This is a genomic window from Sodalis sp. RH14 (genome assembly GCF_047324285.1).
In the GTDB taxonomy this organism is placed as follows: domain Bacteria; phylum Pseudomonadota; class Gammaproteobacteria; order Enterobacterales; family Enterobacteriaceae; genus Acerihabitans.
In genome coordinates, this window is sequence record NZ_CP178739.1 from 4,497,487 (window position 1) to 4,513,280 (window position 15,794).

Sequence of the window (15,794 nt, forward strand, 5' to 3'; positions counted from 1 at the left end):
TGGTATGTCATTGCCGCTACTGAACCGTCGGTGCGAGAATTTATCCGTCCAGGTGTTTGCCGATCGCCGGCAAATGGGACGCCACGCCGGCGAGGCCGCCGCCGCCTGCCTGCGTAACCGCCTGAGCGCCCAGGATAACGTCAGGATTATTTTTGCCGCCGCCCCTTCGCAAAATGAGTTCCTGGCCACCCTGGCGGCGGCCGGGGATATAGACTGGTCGCGGGTGACGGCGTTTCATATGGATGAATATATCGGCCTGCCCGCCGATTCACCGCAGCGCTTTAGCCACTATCTTAAGCGGCATCTGTTCGATATCGTCCGCCCCGGGCAAGTCCATCTGATCCCGACGGGCGACGCAGGCCGTGTGTGCCGCGAATATGCCGCGCTGATTAGCCGCGCGCCGGTGGATATGGTTTGCCTGGGGGTGGGAGAAAACGGCCATCTGGCGTTTAACGATCCGCCGGTGGCGGATTTTCACGATCCCGCCATCATGAAAGTGGTGGCGCTGGACCCGGTCTGCCGCCAGCAGCAGGTCAACGACGGCTGCTTCGGCGAGATAAACGCGGTTCCCACCCACGCGCTGACCCTGACCATTCCCACCCTGATGGCGGCATCGCGCCTGTTTTGCATGGTGCCGGGCAGCAGCAAACGCGCGGCGGTGCGCGCCATGCTGGCGTTGCCGGTAACCACCGCCTGCCCCGCCACCGTTCTGCGTACCCACCCCGCTTGTTCACTGTTTACCGACGTAGACGCGTATGGAGAGCTAACGCATGGATAAGGTTTGTATCCGCGGCAGGGATTACCGGGAGTTAACCAGCATCGAGATCCACGCCGCCGGCGGACTGATCCGTGAAATACGGCCGCTGCCGCAGGATGATAGCCTGCCCATCCTGGCGCCCGGTTTGGTGGATTTGCAGGTCAACGGTTATGCGGGGGTTGATTTTAACCGTTGCCCGATTGATGAACAGGCGGTACTGGAGGTCACCCGTGAATTATGGCGACAGGGCGTCACCACCTTCCTGCCCACGGTCATCACCAACGGCGATGAACAGATCGCCGGGATGGCGGCGGCGATTGCCAATGCCCGCCGGCGCTTTGCCCCGGTCGGGCAAAGCGTGGCCGGAATCCATCTGGAAGGGCCGTTTCTTTCTCCCGAGGACGGACCACGCGGCGCGCATGACAAACGTTTTGTCAAAGCACCGGACTGGACGCTGTTTCAACGCTTCCAGCGCGCGGCGCAGGGCGATATACGCCTGCTGACCCTGTCGCCCGAATGGCCGCAGGCCCCGGCATTTATCCGCCGCTGCGCGCAAGCCGGGGTGGTGGTCGCCTTAGGTCATACCGCCGCCGACGCGTTACAGATAGACGCGGCGGTCGAGGCCGGCGCCACGCTGTCCACCCATTTGGGCAACGGGGCGCATTTGCTGCTGCCGCGCCACCCCAACTATATCTGGGAGCAACTGGCGCAGGACCGGCTGTGGTGCGCCATGATTGGCGACGGCGAACATTTGCCGGCGTCGGTCATGAAGGTTTTTATGCGCGTCAAAGGTGAACGCGGCATCCTGGTGAGCGACGCCACCAGCCTGGCCGGCATGCCGCCCGGACGCTACCGGCTGCATATCGGCGGCGAGGTGATCCTGAGCGACACGGGGCGCCTGGCGATGGCCGATAACCCGCGGTTGCTGGCGGGATCGGCGCGCTCATTACTGTACGGGGTGAATAATCTGCTCCGCCTGGGCCTGGCCACGCGCCGCGAGGCGTGGGAGATGGCGTCGGTACGTCCCTCGGCGCTGCTTAACCTGCCGACGCGGCATGGTCTGGCGGTTGGCGCCCCGCTGGACGCAGTGGCGCTTGACGAAGACCGGCGCGGCGGATTGTCCGTGCTGGCCGTTTATCAGCGGGGAGAATGCGTCTGGCGGGATGAATAGGTTTTTCCGGGCATCAATGGTTATGCCATAATGCCCGCTGATATTCAGCCGGAGGTTAGGGTAAGCCAGCCTATGAAAGAGCCAGGAAAAGGACCCGCGCTGCTGCGCCAGTACAATGAAAAGCATGTCCTGTCTTTCTTGCGGCAACAGCGCGTCAGTTCGCGCCTGGATATTGCCCGCGCGCTGTCGTTAAGCAAAAATACCATTTCGCTGATCGTGGATGATTTTATCGCCCGGGGCTACGTTGCCGAACTGGGCGTGGCCCAATCCAACACCATCGGCCGCCCCAAAATCCATATTGCGCTGCTGCCGGATAAAATGAAGGCGGCGGGCATTATGGTCGAGCGCCAGCAATTGCACTGGGCGGTCTATGACTATTTTTCCGAGGTCATCGAGCAGCAAACGCTGGCTATCGATACCGTCGCCCCCGGCCCGGTATTGGCGGAAATCACGCGCGTCGTCCAATGGATGCACCGGCGTTATCCCGAACTTATCGGCATCGGCGTGGGCTTTCCCGGTATTATCGATCCGCTTGCCGGCGTGATGCACGTATCGTCGCATCTGGGCTGGCAACAGGTCGACCTCCTGGCGACCCTGGGCGAAACCGTGCCGATACCGGTCGGCGTGATGAATATCGTCAAGGCGGCGGCGCTGGTATCGCGCCAGCAAGGCACCCGGCAGCCGGGAGCCGAACCCGGTTTTTACCTGCGGATCGCCGAGGGCATCGGCGGCGCGCTGCTGACCGAACAGGGCGTTTATTATGGCGGCAGCTGGACCGCGGGCGAAGTCGGGCACCTGAACGTCGCCGCCGACGGGCCGCTTTGCACCTGCGGACAACGCGGCTGCCTGGAATCGTTAATCGCACTCAGGGCCATCAATGCGCAGCTGGATCAGCTGCAGCCGGGGCTGCAGTGGGCCAATCGCGCGGCGGCGCCGCAGATAGTGGAACAGGTTATCGGCCGGGCGGGCGAATTGCTCGGCAAGGCGCTCAGCCAGATCATCCATCTGGTCAACCCGCGCACCCTGCTTATCGACTGCGCCTATAATGCCTCGTCGCTGTTTACCGAACAGGTATTGGCCACGGCGCGCCGTACCACCCTCTCTTTTGCCTACGGCCATACGCAAATCCGCTTTCTCTCCCATAGCTATGACCCGGCCCAGGGACTGGCGCTGGCCATGATCCAACGCTTCGAGCGCATTAATTTGTAGCGGCGGTACGCGCCGCCGCAAAGCAACACCGGATTAACCGCCGGTGCGGCAAGGCAACGGGTTTAATGTTCATTGTTAATTGGTATAGCTTCAGTTATTTAAGATGCGGCAGTCAATATAATGGGGATGTATCAATTTTGTGATAGACCGGTACTTTAATAATCCCCAAAAATAATTAGCATATACTATTTATCAAATAAATAGCTGATGCGTTTTTACCGCTACGAAAAGGTAGAATTTTCGATGAGAGGAATATCCTCGTCCCTTGGTTTTATTTCCGGTGTCGTTAAACATCGGGATATCGAAGAATATAATAAAACCATCGCCGGACGGTCATTACTTGCCAAGGGGCCATTATTTGAAAATACGATGCCGTGGAAAATACACAATCCACGAAGAGAGCTGCCAGCCCTTATCCCTATCCGTAAAAACGGCAGGCCGGCCACAGCCAGAGCGGAAAACGATTCTCAAGTCAATCGCCCCCCCGTCAAAAGGCATAGGATTGAAGGCAATACCTTCTCTGGCGGACTGGTGGCGATTAACAATCGCCAACCGCCAGATTCAGGCGCTCCGCCTCGCTATTGTCCTGCCGATAGCGCTCTGCCCGCAGGGCGTACCCTCCCTATAAATCCGCTGCAAACAAAAAACCAGGAGGATATCTGGCCGGTTAAGCAGGAATTAGGAACGATAAAAGAAAAATTAGCCAAGGAGATTTTACGCAATGGCCAATTACGCAGACTGATTCAGCTAGCAGATGAGGCGCAGGCACACAGACAAGAACATCATCTGCACGCCAGTGAGATTACGTCAGCACATTCCGCCACGCCTCATCAATGCCAGATATGCGCGCTTTGGGCTACCTACCATCAATTACTGACCGCAATGGAAACCGCAAAGGCGCAATCGGGCGTGCTTAACCTAGATCAGGACGGCCAACGCCAAAATAGCGACACCGTTCTTTTAACACTCGCATCCGTACTGCATCACCTCATCAGAGAAGACAGCGATAAACTGCTCGACGTTATCCGTTCCCTTGCCGGGGTTCGCATTGCGGGCCTACCTGACTCGCAGGAAACGGCAAACAAAACTGCAACCCGCCCCAGTCCGGATGTTGCAGCGCATCTCTATGAGGTCCTCACCATTAGCCCGTCATATCTGGAAAAAACATGGCAGATAAAAGACCATATCATTAAGCTGCTCGAAGAATTAAATAAGACGCTGGCGCAAAATACCGGTCTTCGCCGGCTAATGGGGAAGTCCCCGTTGACCGCCCACGCTGATGGCCACGTGCATACATTCACTCTCCAGGATGCCGATATGCAACATCCCGACAAATGCAATATTTGCGTGTTCTGGACGCATTACAATAATTTTTTCCAAGGATTGAAGCGCAATCCACAGCCTTGCACTTCCGCGACAGAATATCATGACCGCCATCGCGATTTAAACTCTGGGGTTTTTAAATTAACCCATACCCTGTTATCAATGCTGAAAAAGGATAATGATACCCTGCTCGACAGTCTGGCGCATCATGCGATAACCGCCGACAACCCAGGTGACCCGCCCATGAAAAACATTTCATGGGAGGACATTACAGCAGCCTTAACTATCGACCCGAAAGTGGTGATGGCCGGAAGCGACATGCCGCGCATTAACCCTGCTTTAGGCAAAATGCTGAATATAGAATCACAGATAAACCGTATAAAATCCGAATTCGCCGATATGCTGTCGCTCGATTTCCGGCTGCGCCAGCAGTTGGCGCAACATTCAGGTCCTGGAACACCCGCCATGCATTTTCATGTCAACGCATCAGAGACAATAGACTACAACACCGCTCATCAATGCTATTTTTGCCGGCTTTGCACGCTTTACAACCGTGAACTGTACCCTCCATCCCGGCCGGACACGCGGTTACATGCGCATAGCAGCGGAAATCCCCCCACCGGTCTCGACAATCATTGGCGGATTTTCAGCTTAACGCACTTACTGCTGACGCATCTGAAAAACGATACCCAGACCCTGCAAGACAGCCTGCCTTATTATCGAGATATAAAGGCTTAACGTCCTTATGCCCTGCGCCAGCAAACACGCGCGCTTTTGACGTCACCTCAGCGCACCAGTCCCAGGCGTTCGGCGAAATCATCGACCGGCATCGGTTTGCCGAACAGAAAACCCTGCGCTTCCAGGCAGCCTTTTTTCTTCAGGCGTTCGCATTGTTCAAGCGTTTCCACGCCCTCGGCGATCACCTCCAGCTTAAAGCTGCTGCCCAGGTACAGGATAGCGCGGACGATGGCGGCGTCGGGGGGAGAATCCACCATGGCGCGCACAAAGGTTTGGTCCACCTTCAGGCGGGTCACCGGGTAATGTTTCAGCATGCTCAGAGAAGCATAGCCGGTGCCGTAGTCGTCAAAAGCGATGCCGACGCCGTACGCGCGCAGTTCCCTTAGCGGCTTCAGCATATGTTCATCGTGGCGCAGGATGATATTTTCCGTAATTTCCAATTCCAGCGCCTGCGGGGGTAAGCCGGTTTCCTGCAGGATGGCGCGTACCTGTTGCGCCAGCGTGCCGGTCCTGAACTGGGCGCTGAACAGATTCACGCCCATGCGAAACTCGGTTACGCCCCGATCGCGCCAGGCCGCCGCCTGGCGGCAGGCGGTCCTGATCACCCATTCTCCGACGCGCTCGGCCCAGGGACCGGACTCCAGCGCCGGAATAAATACCGCCGGACCCAGCAACCCCTTCTCCGGATGGCGCCAGCGCAGCAGGGCTTCCGCGCCGACGATGGCGTTATCGGCCAGCCTCACCTGCGGCTGGTAAAACAGTTCGAATTCATCCCGATCGTATGCCCTGCCCAGTTCCCCCTGGTAAGAGCGCTTGGCCTGTGATAATTCACGCAGCTCCCGGGTAAAAAAACGGCGGCAGTGGCGGCCGTCGGCCTTGGCCTGGTAAAGCGCCAAATCGGCGCTGGTCAGCAGTTCCTGGATGGTCAGACCGTGGACGGGATACAGCACAATGCCGACGCTGGCGCCGATATTGACCGGCTGGCCGTCGATGGTGACAATCTTGTTGATTTCATCAATGATATGATCGGCGATTTCCGCCGCCCTCTTGGCATCGGACAGTCCGGGAAGCAACAGGGCGAATTCGTCGCCGCCCATACGCGCGACCACGTCGCCCGAGCGCACGCAGTTTTGCAGCTTGAAACCCACGTCCACCAGCACCGCGTCCCCGCCCGCATGGCCCAGGTTATCGTTAACGTCCTTAAAGCCGTCCAGGTCCACCAGCATGATGATGGCGGCGTCCTCGTCCCTAAGGGTTTGCTCAAGACATAAGCCCAGCAGGGTACGGTTGGCCAGCCCGGTAAGGTGATCCATATGCGCCAGTTGGAACAAGCGCTCTTCGTTGCGGCGCCGTTCGGTGATATCGCGCAGGATGGCGCCAAAGGTGATGCGATCGTGGTCCACCCACGAAGACGCGGACAGTTCCACCGGGATCCAGACGCCGTCGGCGGAGCGCACTTTCAGTTCCAGGGTGCTGCCGCGCTGTGTGCCGTCGCCGGCGCCGGCCAGGCGCTGCAGACGGCCGACCAGGCCGTCCGGCACCAGCACGCTGACGTTGCATCCGATAATCTGTTCGCTGCTATACCCCAACAGTTTGCCCGCCGCCGCGTTCCAAAAGGTGATGATGCCTTTATCGTCGGCGCAGACAATGGCGTCGGGGGACGTATGGGCAATATTTTCGAAACGAAACTGGCTGGCGTTGCGCGCGCGTTCCAGACGGCGCATTTCCAGCCGGTCCATAACCAGCGCGGCCAGGTCGTGCATATTTTGCCTATCGCCCGCGCTCAGCCCCGGCCGGGGCACGCGGTCGATAATACACAGCGTGCCGAGGGCGACCCCATCCTGATTGCGTAACGGAATACCGGCGTAAAAACGGATAAAAGGCTCCCCGGTCACCAGAGGATTATCCCGGAACTGCGGATCCTTATGGGTATCCGGAATCACCATGATATCGTGCCGGCGAATGACGTGGGCGCAAAACGAGATATCGCGCGGCGTTTCGCAGGAGGCGATGCCGATACTGGCGGCAAACAGCTGGCGTTCGGCTTCGATCAGCGAAATGAGCACAACAGGCACTTTAAAAATATTGGCGGTAAGGTGTACTAACCGGTTAAAGCCTATTTCCGATAATGTGGAATGGATGCCATATTCTTCCAGCACGGCAAGACGCTTTTCCTCTTCCCTATCCGACGGCGAATCATTCATGTGTGCCTCTGCGAATCACGTCAAAAATAATAATTAAAAAATAAATTATTTCATGCATCAGGGTTATATCGGCATGATGAAGGCAACGCTTGAGTCATTGTCGCGTAAGCGTTGTGACGGCTCGCTCCGATTCGTCAGATACCACACCATTTCGCGCCTGTTTTTCTTGTTAAGTATAGACAGCGCCGGCGGAATGCGGCGCAAATGACTCAATGCCGCGGTATTAGACGGCTTCACGAAAAACACCCCGAAATGAAGAAAATCATGCCAGCCCGCTAGGAACCGCCAATATGTCATGCTAGGTTTAATTTGCTATCTAATGATAAGAAATTTTGTTGTTTACTCTCAATCATTCACAACGCGGCCGGAGGACCATGGCAAAAAAAGATCCCTACGCCCCGCGCGAATGGCTGCCGCATGAGAAGCCCGCGCTTCCCGGTTCGCCCTCGACCCCGCTGCACCCCGTGCCAAAACGCATTGCGTACGGCATCGTCGGCGTGCTGGTTTCAATTACCGGCGGGCTGGGCAATGCGTTGGTGACGGCCAACCTGAGCAACCTGCAAGGCACTTTTGGCGCTTACTCCAACGAGATTGCCTGGCTGCCGGCGGTTTATCTGATGACCAATGTGTCGATAAACCTGCTCTTGGTGAAATTTCGCCAGCAGTATGGCCTGCGGGTATTTACCGAAGCCTTTTTGGTGCTGTATGTCTTAGTGGCGTTTTTTCACCTGTTTGTGAACGATCTTAATTCCGCCATCATGGTGCGCGCCGCGCACGGCATGGTGGGCGCGGCGCTGAGTTCGCTGTCGATTTACTACCAAATTCAGGCTTTTCCGGCCAGGCACCGCCTGAAGGGCCTGACCATCGGCATCGGGGCGTCGCAGGTGGCGATTCCGCTGGCGCGGCTGTTCTCCTCGGAACTGCTGGCCCTTAATGAATGGCGTGGCCTTTATCTGTTCGAGCTGGGGCTGGCCCTGCTGTCGCTCGGCGGCGTGCTGTTGCTTAAGCTGCCGCCCAGCGATCGCATCAAGGTGTTTGAGAAAAAAGACTTTCTGACGTTTATACTGCTGGCGCCCGGCATGGGGCTTATCTGCGCGGTGCTTTCCCTTGGCCGCATCGACTGGTGGTTATCCGCGCCCTGGATTGGCGTTTCGCTGGCGCTGGCCGTAGCGCTGATTACCGGCGCCATCCTGGTGGAACGCAACCGCCGCAATCCGTTGCTGAATATCCGCTGGCTCAGCAGCGGCAGTATCGTGCGCCTTGGGCTTATCATGTTGCTGATCCGTATCGTGCTGGCCGAGCAAAACACCGGCGCCATCGGCTACCTGCAGCAAATCGGCCTGCTCAACGATCAGATGCGCGGTTTGTCCCTGGCGATCCTGGCGGGTATTGTGGCCGGCATCGTCATCAGCGCCCTGACGATTAATCCCAAAAATCTCAGCCGCCCTATTATTATCGCTCTCGTGTTGATGACCTTCGCCTCGCTGATGGACGCGCAGTCCAACAGCCTGACGCGACCGGATAATCTGTATATCAGCCAGTTTTTGCTCGGTTTCAGCAGCGCCTTTTTCCTGGCCCCGGCGCTGCTGGCCGGCATCGGCGGCGTGGTGGCCGAGCCGCGCAACCTGGTGAGCTTTTCAGTGCTGTTCGGCATGAGCCAGAACCTGGGCGGGCTGCTGGGATCAGCACTGCTCGGCACATTCCAGGTCATACGCGAAAAGTTTCATTCCAGCCAGATAGCAGAGCAGCTAAGCCTGCAAAATCCCCTGGTGGCCGAGCGGGTCGGCAGCTATAGCGCCGCCTATGGCGGCGTGCTTAACGACAGCGATTTGTTAAGCGCGCAGGGACTGGCGCAATTACAGGCCGTCGCCACCCGGGAAGCCAATACGCTGGCCTATAACGATGTGTATATGCTGACCGCGGCCATTGCGCTGGCAACGCTGGTCTGGATTTTATGGCGACTGTTCCGGCTGCGGATGCAGGCCCGGCGCCAGGTTAACCATTAATGGAGCAACAATGAGTCAGCAACCCGACGGCCCGGCCACGGCGCCGGAAAAGGAAAAAAGCAGCTATGCCCGTATCCTGACCACCCTGGTGGCGGTGGCGATCGCCATTGTCGGCGTGCTGGTCATCCTCTACGCCTGGCAGTTGCCGCCGTTTACCCGCCAGGTGCAGACCACGGACAATGCGTATGTTCGCGGCCAGGTTACCGTCATCAGCCCGCAGCTCAGCGGCTATATCACCCAGGTCGCGGTACAGGATTTTGCCTGGGTGCGCAAAGGCGATCTCCTGATGACCATTGACGAGCGCATTTACCGGCAACGGGTGCATCAGGCCATGGCGCAGCGGGATATGAAACGGGCCGCGCTGGCCAATAATATTCAGCAACGGCGCAGCAGCGAGGCGGCGATTGCGCGCAACCAGGCGGCGGTGGTCAACGCCCAGGCGCAGGCGGAAAAAGCGCGCCTGGATTTAAAGCGCGTCGAGGACCTGATGTCCGACGGCTCGTTATCCGTGCGCGAGCGCGACGCCTCGCGCGCCAGCTACAGCCAGGCCAGGGCGGATATCGCCCAGGCCACGGCGGCGCTGGAGATGTCCCGGCAGGATTTGCAGACGGTCATCGTCAACCGCGCGTCGCTGGAGGCCGATGTCGCCAGCTCGCAGGCGGCGCTGGAACTGGCGCAGATTGATTTGGCCAATACCCGCATTGTCGCGCCGCGCGATGGGCAATTGGGCCAGATCTCGGTCAGGCAGGGCGCGTATGTCAGCGCCGGCACCCACCTGACGTCGCTGGTGCCCGAGCAGATGTGGGTGATCGCCAATATGAAGGAAACGCAAATGGCCGCCATCCGGCTGGGACAACCGGTCAGTATCCGGGTGGATGCGCTGGACTACGCCAGCCTTAGCGGCGAGGTGGAAAATATTTCGCCCGCCGCCGGGTCGGAATTCAGCGCCATTACGGCGGATAACGCCACCGGCAACTTTGTCAAAATCGCCCAGCGCATCCCGGTGCGGATAAAAATCCACGATGATGGCCCTCTTTACCGGCGGTTGCGTCCCGGCATGTCGGTGGAAGTCAGCATCAATACCCTGAATGCCGAAAACCAGCAAGGCGAGGTACGCTGATGCCGGCGAAGCCCCTCCTGCTGCGTTTATCCGCGCCCGGCCTGCTCCTGCTGCTGTGCGCCTGCCACCCTGGGCGCGAGCCGGCGGCGCAGTCCAGCCTGCTTATCCCGGCGCAGTGGCGCGAAAAGGTGGGCCCGGCGGCGCCGGTGGAGGCGCGCTGGTGGCGGGAATTTAACGATCCGGTATTAAGCCGGCTGGTTGAACAGGCTCTGCGCAATAATACCGATATCCTCACCGCCCGCGCCCGGGTTGACGAATATCGCGCCCGGCTGCGCGCGGCCAACGGAGATCGCCTGCCGTCGCTGGACGCCGGCGTCGACGGCACCCGCGCCCGGGTGCTGTCGTCAGCCACCGGCCTGCCGGTCTATAGCACGGTCTACCAGGGCACGCTGCAGGCGGGTTATGACGTGGATCTCTGGGGACGGCGGTCCGCTACCGCCGCCGCCGCGCGCGCAAGCCTGGAAGCGCAGCAGGCCGCGGCGGCGGCGGCCATGCTGACGGTGGCCTCGTCCGTCGCCTCGGGATATCTGACGCTGTACGCGCTGGACCGGCAATTGGCGTTAACCCGCGCCACTCTGGAGTCACGGCGCAATTCGCTGAAACTGGCGCGCAGGCAGTTTGAAACCGGCTATTCATCGCGGCTGGAATACGTGCAGGCGCAGGCGGAATACCAGGCCGCCAGCGCCCAGATACCGCAGCTGTCGCATCAGATAACGGAACAGGAAAACGCGCTAAGCATTCTCTTGGGCGCTAATCCCGGCGCCATCCCGCGCGGCGACGATGCCGGCCGGCTGCGCCCCCTGCCCTTGCCCACCCTGCTGCCCTCGGAGCTGATGCGACGGCGTCCCGATATCATCCAGGCCGAACGGCAGCTGATTGCCGCCGACGCGACGCTAAGCTCCGCCCGCGCCGCTTTGCTGCCCTCGCTTAACCTGACCGCCTCCGGCACCCTGCAGGACAATGCCCTGGAAAAGCTTATCGATAATCCTTTCCGGCTGTGGAGCATCGGCGGCAGCGTACTGGCGCCGCTGCTCAACCGCGAGGCCCTGAACGCCCAGGTGGATATCAGCGCCGCCACCCGCAACCAGGCCCTCTACAATTACGAAAAAGTGGTGCGATCGGCGTTCAGCGAAGTGAACAATAGTCTGGACGCCATCACGCGGCTAGAGGAACAGCTGACGGAAACCCGGCGGCAGGAGGACGTGGTAAGCGAGGCGTTGCGCATCGCCCATAATCGCTACCGCAACGGCTACGCGTCTTACCTGGAAGAACTGGATGCCCAGCGTACCCTGTTCGCTACCCAGGTCAGCGTAATACAGTTGCGCAACAACGTGCTGCTGGCGCAAATTGATCTTTACCGTTCCCTTGGGGGCGGCTGGCGGGTGGACGGCGATAACCTGGAGCCGCGCTAGGGCAGAAGTGAATGCGGTTCGCCGCCTGAGGGAAGACTCGCGGCGCGCGCGGCGTTGGCCCATCGCTTTGGGCCAACGCCTAACTGATTAATCAGAAATAATAAATCAGCGCCACCGCCAGCACATCGTCGGTATTGATACCGCTGTTTTTGGTGAAGTCGTTATTTTTCAGTAAATTGACTTTGTAGATAACGTCCGTGGACATGCGTTTATTGAAGAAATAAGCGCCGCCGACGGCCAGGTATTTCAGCGTATCCTGATTACCATAGCCTTCGATATCCTTACTGCGGGTTTGCAAATAACTGACGATCGGCGCCAGGCCGTTGGTGAATTGATATTGCGCCAACAGTTCCACCACCTGGGCCCGGTTGGCAAAACCATACACGCTGTGGCTGCTGCTGCCGAACGGCGTCGCGTTATAGGTTTCGGTATAGGTGGCCGCCAGGTAGATCTGGTGGGCGTCATATTTCAGGGCACCGCGATAGGCGTCGGCTTTATCGCCATGGCCGTAGGCCAGGTTATTTTGTCCCTCGGTTCGATCGGACGTGGCAAACGTAGCGCCGGCGCTGATACCCGCGCCAAAGTCATAAATCAGCGCCGCGCCGTAGCCTTCGCCGTTCTGGCGCAGGGCATCGCGGCCGTTATTGGTTTCGGTGGCGCTGCCGTTCTTGCCCTGGTACTGGGCGGTGAGCTTCAGGCCGTCGATCAGGACGTTATTGCGATAGGTCAGCAGGTTGCTGGTACGTTTAAACATAAAATTGTCAATGCCGTAAGCGTCGCCGCCAAATTCGGGGATCACATCGGTCCAGGCGCCCAGATCGTACAGTACCCCGAAGTTACGCCCGTAATCCACCGACCCGTACTGCTGGGTGCGCAGGCCGGCGAACCCGAGGCGGGTGACGCTGGTGCTGGTGCTGCTTTCCGCCTGGTTGGCGTTGACCTGGTATTCCCACTGGCCGTAACCCGTCAGGGACGAATTAATCTCGGTCTGGCCGCGAAAACCAAAACGGAAATAGGTTTGATCGCCATCGATGCCCGGATTATCGCTAAACATATGCAGCGTATCGACCTTGCCATACAGATCGAGCTTGTTGCCGTCTTTATTGACAATCTCGGCCGCGTTGCCGTTGCCGGCAATAAAAACCAACGGTAAAACCCACCACAGAACAGAAGATTTCATTTTATTCCAACCCTCAATTAATTAATTTAAAATAAAATTCAAATAGTGAATTGCTGTGTTACGTCCATATTTATCCCTTGGCCGGTGCGGCCAATTATTGTTTATGGCTTTTCTTTTTCAGCGTTTAAACGGCATGCTCCTGCGGTACGGCTTTTTCCGGCGCACCTTTATGGCGGTTAAGGTAGCCGATGTTGTTATTGCCCCACAGCGATTCGTATTTCATGCCGGTCAGCGTCTCCACGGTGGCCCGTGCCTCCGGCGTGATCTGCTGCGGCAGCGGATGATTGGCCGCGCGCATTTTCTGCGTTTCCAGCTGCAGGATGCGGTGGGTTTTCAGGTTCAGCTTAAAGCGCAGGGAAATAATGAAACCCGCGGTCAGCACCAGCACCGTGCCGATGCACAGGATGGCCAGGATGGCGTGGCTTACCTGCGGCAACTGCACTTTCTGCCCGGAAACGAACCCCGACAGCTGCAGGAACACCCCCACCAGCATTACCGCCCCGGCCTGGGACGCCTTGCGCGTCAGCGTCATGATGCCGGCGAAGATGCCCTCGCGCCGCTGGGCGGTGATCGCCTCGTCCACATCGGCGATATAGGTGTAGATATTCCAGGGCACATAGTTGATGCCGCCCCGGCCAAGGCCGGCCACGGCCGATACCAGCAGCAGCAGCGAGAACGTGTCGCTCAGGCCGGCGTAGTACAGCACGCCGTAGGAGAGCGCGCTCAGGCCGAACAGGGTGACCACCAGCCGGTAGGACGGCGCCGGTCCGAAGCGGATGCACAGCGGGATCATGCCGATCACCGCCACGAACTGCAGGATCGCCATCACCCCCATCAGGTTGGAGGCCACGGTGGCGCTTTGCATCAGCACGAACACCACATAATAGGTAAACACCGCGTTGAACACGTCCTGGGCGATGTAGCCGCCGAGGTACAGGCCCAGATGCTGGCGAAAGATGCGCACGCGCAGCGTGGAGGACAGTTCGATATGCAGGCGCCGCAGGCTTTGTCCCAGGGTCAGCTGCTGTTTTTCACGCTCAAGCTTTAATACCGCCTCCGATTTCAGCGCCGCCGGCCGCTCCCAGGTAAACAGGTAGACCAGGGTCAGCACCAGCGCGCAGATCACCGCGAACACCACGCTGGCGTAGAAAAAGGAAATGGCGTTGTCCTTGCCGAAATGCGACAGCAGGATGCCGGGCAAAAAGGCGGCCAGGATGGCGGACAGCTGCGCCAGGGCGATACGCGCGCCGGAGAACTTGGATTTTTGTTTAAAATCGTCGGTCATTTCCGGCACCAGGGTTTCGTAGGGCACCAGGATCATGGTGTAGACCACGTCGAACAACAGATAGGTCAGCAGGTAATAACCGTAGCCCATGCCGCCGACCCACATCAGGCAATAGCTGAACACGCAGGGAATGCCGAGCAGGATAAAGAACTTGCGGCGGCCGAAGCGCTTGCCCAGCCAGGTGCCGCCGAAATTATCGGTCAGGTAGCCCATCAGCGGGCTGACCACGGCGTCCAGCACCCGGGCGCAGGCAAAGATAAAGGTGGCCTCGATGGGCGAGAGGCCGCAAAACGTGGTGTAGAAATAAAGCAGCCAGGCGGCGGTCAGGGCGGTGGTGCCCGCGCCCAGGAAATCGCCGGAGCCATAAGCCAGGTATTGCGGTAAACCTATGGAACGTATTTTCATTGCTGTGATGTCCAGGGTTGTATCTGGTTAGACAAAGGTTGAAGAACACTTGAATCTGCCGGTTATAACGCGGTTCAAGATAGAACCAACCAACAATGAAAACCTTTCTGCGGTTGCCAGAACGTTGCGTCCAGTGGCAGAAAAACGAAGAGAATAACGATCGAGGTCAAAGATATAAAAAAATAGTTTATTTTTAATAAAACATCATTTTATTTAACGGCAATGGAAATAACGGCGGCGCGGCGCCCTTTATTCCGCGGGCATCCAGGCCGCCGGGTTCCTGCCCGCCGCCTGGATGTGGCGGCGAACCGCCGCCGCCCTGCCCGTCAGTTCCCCGTGGACTTAACGTCGTCCCGCCAGCGGTCCAGATAGGCCATGACCGCCCGCAGGGCTTCGTTTCGCACCGCGTTATTGATGCGGCCGTCTTGGACATAGCCGAACTTCAGGCAAGCGAAGCCAATTTCAACGGCGAGGGTCGCAACGTCGGGCGACGCCGGCAATGCCGGCAGTTCGCCCAAGCGCGCGGCCGTGTCGCGCAACAAGCGTCCGATTGATGCGTTCTTGACGGCATGGGCGGCACGGTCGGTATCGCTAAAAGAACCATTCAGCAACAGCACACTCGCCACCGGATGGGCGTTGTAATACTCCACGCAAATATCTATCACTCTGCGCACCCACGCGCTAAGCGTACGGGCGCGGGCGGCGTCCGAATCCGCGATGGCGTCGGCAAGGCGGCGCATATGGATCTGCGAGATATGCGCGAACAGTGCGTACTTATCAGGAAAGAAGGGATAGATGCTGGCCCTAGGTACTTCCGCCAGGGCAGCAAGGGCGGGGATCGAGGTTTTTTCCGGGCCCAGTTGCTCGAGCATGCGCTCCGCCGCCTCGATGACCCGGGTCATGCGTTCCAGCGACCGTTCCTGCACGGGACGGCGCGTTCGTTTTTCCTTGGGGGGACTTGCATCAAAATCAGACATATGTTAG

Annotated in this window: 11 protein-coding genes; 7 read left to right on the top strand and 4 right to left on the bottom strand. The window is 58.8% G+C overall.

What is annotated here, in order from left to right:
- The first annotated feature begins 4 nt into the window (after positions 1–4).
- The 4 genes from ACL2XQ_RS20510 (at position 5) to ACL2XQ_RS20525 (ending at position 5,198) form a co-directional block, all read left to right on the top strand.
- The gene (locus ACL2XQ_RS20510; protein WP_413739631.1) at positions 5–778 is read left to right on the top strand and encodes a glucosamine-6-phosphate deaminase; all 774 of its coding nucleotides are present in this window, start codon (positions 5–7) and stop codon (positions 776–778) included.
- On the top strand, positions 771–1,928 hold the full coding sequence (locus ACL2XQ_RS20515; RefSeq protein WP_410013833.1) for an N-acetylglucosamine-6-phosphate deacetylase: 1,158 nt from the start codon (positions 771–773) through the stop codon (positions 1,926–1,928). The genes ACL2XQ_RS20510 and ACL2XQ_RS20515 overlap by 8 nt, the downstream gene beginning before the upstream one ends.
- 72 nt (positions 1,929–2,000) lie before the next feature.
- Positions 2,001–3,137 carry an ROK family protein gene (locus ACL2XQ_RS20520; protein ID WP_410013832.1) on the top strand — a complete coding sequence of 379 codons (1,137 nt, stop codon included), beginning with the start codon at positions 2,001–2,003 and terminating at the stop codon, positions 3,135–3,137.
- 207 nt (positions 3,138–3,344) lie between these two features.
- The gene (locus ACL2XQ_RS20525) at positions 3,345–5,198 is read left to right on the top strand and encodes a hypothetical protein (RefSeq protein WP_413732084.1); all 1,854 of its coding nucleotides are present in this window, start codon (positions 3,345–3,347) and stop codon (positions 5,196–5,198) included.
- Between the two features lie 47 nt (positions 5,199–5,245).
- Here the strand turns inward: ACL2XQ_RS20525 and ACL2XQ_RS20530 are convergent, their stop codons facing one another.
- Positions 5,246–7,402 carry a putative bifunctional diguanylate cyclase/phosphodiesterase gene (locus tag ACL2XQ_RS20530; protein ID WP_413739632.1) on the bottom strand — a complete coding sequence of 719 codons (2,157 nt, stop codon included), beginning with the start codon at positions 7,400–7,402 and terminating at the stop codon, positions 5,246–5,248.
- A gap of 374 nt (positions 7,403–7,776) precedes the next feature.
- Between ACL2XQ_RS20530 and ACL2XQ_RS20535 the strand changes: the two genes are divergently transcribed.
- Genes ACL2XQ_RS20535 through ACL2XQ_RS20545 form a run of 3 tightly spaced genes read left to right on the top strand, consistent with a single transcriptional unit; the run spans position 7,777 to position 11,940 of the window.
- Positions 7,777–9,408: an MFS transporter gene (locus tag ACL2XQ_RS20535; RefSeq protein WP_410013829.1), complete on the top strand. Its 1,632-nt coding sequence runs from the start codon at positions 7,777–7,779 to the stop codon at positions 9,406–9,408.
- A gap of 10 nt (positions 9,409–9,418) precedes the next feature.
- On the top strand, positions 9,419–10,528 hold the full coding sequence (locus ACL2XQ_RS20540) for an HlyD family secretion protein (protein ID WP_410013828.1): 1,110 nt from the start codon (positions 9,419–9,421) through the stop codon (positions 10,526–10,528).
- Entirely contained in the window at positions 10,528–11,940 is a 1,413-nt protein-coding gene (locus ACL2XQ_RS20545) for an efflux transporter outer membrane subunit (protein WP_410013827.1), read from the top strand. The genes ACL2XQ_RS20540 and ACL2XQ_RS20545 overlap by 1 nt, the downstream gene beginning before the upstream one ends.
- Positions 11,941–12,031: 91 nt before the next feature.
- On the opposite strand, the gene ompC is transcribed toward ACL2XQ_RS20545, so the two are convergent.
- From ompC to ACL2XQ_RS20560, 3 genes are all read right to left on the bottom strand, one after another.
- Positions 12,032–13,120: a porin OmpC gene (gene ompC, locus ACL2XQ_RS20550; RefSeq protein WP_410013826.1), complete on the bottom strand. Its 1,089-nt coding sequence runs from the start codon at positions 13,118–13,120 to the stop codon at positions 12,032–12,034.
- A gap of 124 nt (positions 13,121–13,244) precedes the next feature.
- Positions 13,245–14,810 (bottom strand): MFS transporter, encoded by a 1,566-nt coding sequence (locus ACL2XQ_RS20555; RefSeq protein WP_410013825.1) that lies wholly within the window; start codon positions 14,808–14,810, stop codon positions 13,245–13,247.
- Between the two features lie 326 nt (positions 14,811–15,136).
- Positions 15,137–15,787, bottom strand: coding sequence for a TetR/AcrR family transcriptional regulator (locus ACL2XQ_RS20560; RefSeq protein WP_413721275.1), 651 nt, complete (start codon positions 15,785–15,787; stop codon positions 15,137–15,139).
- Positions 15,788–15,794: the final 7 nt, after the last annotated feature.

Excerpts from the sequence above, each read along its gene's own strand:
- ompC (WP_410013826.1), bottom strand. The coding sequence starts at position 13,120 with ATGAAATCTTCTGTTCTGTGGTGGGTTTTACCGTTGGTTTTTATTGCC.
- ACL2XQ_RS20535 (WP_410013829.1), top strand. The coding sequence starts at position 7,777 with ATGGCAAAAAAAGATCCCTACGCCCCGCGCGAATGGCTGCCGCATGAG.
- ACL2XQ_RS20560 (WP_413721275.1), bottom strand. The coding sequence starts at position 15,787 with ATGTCTGATTTTGATGCAAGTCCCCCCAAGGAAAAACGAACGCGCCGT.
- ACL2XQ_RS20545 (WP_410013827.1), top strand. The coding sequence starts at position 10,528 with ATGCCGGCGAAGCCCCTCCTGCTGCGTTTATCCGCGCCCGGCCTGCTC.
- ACL2XQ_RS20530 (WP_413739632.1), bottom strand. The coding sequence starts at position 7,402 with ATGAATGATTCGCCGTCGGATAGGGAAGAGGAAAAGCGTCTTGCCGTG.
- ACL2XQ_RS20520 (WP_410013832.1), top strand. The coding sequence starts at position 2,001 with ATGAAAGAGCCAGGAAAAGGACCCGCGCTGCTGCGCCAGTACAATGAA.
- ACL2XQ_RS20525 (WP_413732084.1), top strand. The coding sequence starts at position 3,345 with ATGCGTTTTTACCGCTACGAAAAGGTAGAATTTTCGATGAGAGGAATA.
- ACL2XQ_RS20540 (WP_410013828.1), top strand. The coding sequence starts at position 9,419 with ATGAGTCAGCAACCCGACGGCCCGGCCACGGCGCCGGAAAAGGAAAAA.
- ACL2XQ_RS20555 (WP_410013825.1), bottom strand. The coding sequence starts at position 14,810 with ATGAAAATACGTTCCATAGGTTTACCGCAATACCTGGCTTATGGCTCC.
- ACL2XQ_RS20510 (WP_413739631.1), top strand. The coding sequence starts at position 5 with ATGTCATTGCCGCTACTGAACCGTCGGTGCGAGAATTTATCCGTCCAG.
- ACL2XQ_RS20515 (WP_410013833.1), top strand. The coding sequence starts at position 771 with ATGGATAAGGTTTGTATCCGCGGCAGGGATTACCGGGAGTTAACCAGC.